This is a genomic window from Mycobacterium sp. SMC-17 (assembly GCF_045310915.1).
In the GTDB taxonomy this organism is placed as follows: domain Bacteria; phylum Actinomycetota; class Actinomycetes; order Mycobacteriales; family Mycobacteriaceae; genus Mycobacterium.
In genome coordinates this window covers 1-1059 of record NZ_JBJIAK010000178.1, presented here as the reverse complement: position 1 = coordinate 1059, position 1059 = coordinate 1, and the positions used below count along the sequence as shown (strand labels likewise).

Here is a 1059-nt window from a genome sequence, read left to right as displayed (position 1 = left end):
CCGGCGCATGGCTTCCCCGCCTCCCAAACAGACCATGAAAGAGCGGATCCTCGAGACCGCCGACAAGCTGTTCTACCTGCAGGGCATTCGCGCCATCGGCGTCGACACCATCGCGGCCGAGATCGGCATCAGCAAGCGCACGCTTTACAACCACTTCCCGTCGAAGGACGCGCTGATCGAGGCCTATCTGCAACGCCGCTTCGTGCAGCCCCGCCCGTCCGACAAGCCGCCGGCCGAGCAGATTCTTGCAACCTTCGATTCATTGGAGCGGCGCTTCGCGGCAAAGGATTTTCGCGGCTGCCCGTTCGTGAACGCGGTGGCCGAGCTCGGACCTGATGACGAGGACCACACCGTCCGCGACATTGCCGTTGCCTTCAAGGAAAGCCGCCGGGTCTGGTTTCGCGATCTGCTGCAGCAGCTCGGCGTCGCCGATGCGGAGGGGCTTGCGACCCAGCTCACGCTGCTGGTCGACGGCTCGATCGCGCAGGACCTGGTGCGCGACGATCCGGCGATGGCTCGCGCGGCCAGGGAAGCCGCCCGCGTGCTGCTGGCCAACGCCGGCGTCAAGCTTGGCGCCTCCGCAGCTACGGACAACAAGCGCACCGGATAAATCCGGTTGCGTAGACAAGTCCGGTTTGGTTGTTAGCGGTGACGGCATGCGACGGCATTCCCAATCTGGATATTCCGTCCGGCGAGATTGACAGCGACCGCGAGACAAGCTGCGGCACAACTGGGGAACGACCATGGAAGATCTGAAGGTGACGGCCACCGGCTACGATTTCGCGCCGGCGCGCGCCGCCATGCAGCGCTACATCGACAACAATCTGCTGTCCGGCATCTCGTCCGCCGTGATGGTGGGGCGCGAGCTGGTCGACGTGTCCTGCGTCGGCTGGGCCGACAAGGAAGCGCAGACCCCGTTGCGCACCGACCACATCTTCCGGGTGTTCTCCAACACCAAGCTGATCACCTCCTGCGCGGCGCTGCTGCTGGTCGAAGACGGCCGCATCCGGCTCGACGATCCGATCGAGACCTACATCCCGCACCTCGGTAACCGCAAGG

2 protein-coding genes are annotated in these 1059 nt (G+C 64.9%); both read left to right on the top strand.

The genetic code is table 11. The features are described from left to right. Positions 1 to 610: TetR/AcrR family transcriptional regulator (locus ACJH7A_RS30690; RefSeq protein WP_406803345.1), on the top strand; the 610-nt coding region annotated here is incomplete at its 5' end. 133 nt (positions 611 to 743) lie between these two features. After that, on the top strand, positions 744 to 1059 hold a 316-nt coding region (locus ACJH7A_RS30685), incomplete at its 3' end, for a serine hydrolase domain-containing protein (protein WP_406803344.1).